We start from the raw sequence: 644 nt of genomic DNA, 5'->3' as shown, positions 1-644 counted from the left end.
GAGATGTTGGATGAACTCCGAAGCCAAGTCTTCGATGACCGCGTCTACGCATTTACACCACGTGGCGATGTTGTCGACTTACCAATGGGGGCAACTCCACTAGACTTTGCCTACCACATTCACTCAGAAGTCGGGCACCGTTGTATTGGCGCTAAAGTTGGTGGCCGAATCGTGCCGTTCACCCATAAACTCCACATGGGCGATCAGGTCGAAATCATCACTGCAAAAGAGCCAAACCCATCGCGAGACTGGTTAAACCCATCACTAGGCTTTGTTCACTCAGGTCGTGCTCGTGCGAAGATCAACGCTTGGTTTCGTAAACAGAGTCGAGAGAAAAACCTCGAAGCGGGACGTGAAATCCTCGAACACGAGTTGGTGAAGATTGGTGCGACGTTAAAAGATGCAGAGCATTACGCCCTAAAACGCTTCAACGTCAACACGCCGGATGAACTCTACGTCGGTGTAGGCAGTGGCGACCTGCGTATCAATCAGATCATCAACCACATCAATGCACTGGTGAATAAACCAACGGCGGAAGAAGAAGACCAGCAAGCGCTAGAAAAACTCCAAGAAGCCGAGCACAAAGCACCAGCGCAAAGTCGCCCGAAAAAAGACGCGGTAGTAGTAGAAGGTGTTGATAACCT

1 protein-coding gene is annotated in these 644 nt (G+C 50.5%); it reads left to right on the top strand.

Annotation, left to right across the window (positions count from 1 at the left end; translation table 11 throughout):
- Positions 1-644, top strand: a 644-nt coding sequence (locus tag R7P74_RS27115; protein ID WP_318123764.1) for a TGS domain-containing protein, incomplete at both ends; no start/stop codon positions are given.

Source organism: Vibrio sp. 2033 (genome assembly GCF_033339735.1).
Note: the sequence above shows the minus strand (reverse complement) of the source record. Positions and strands in the feature narration are given on the sequence as shown.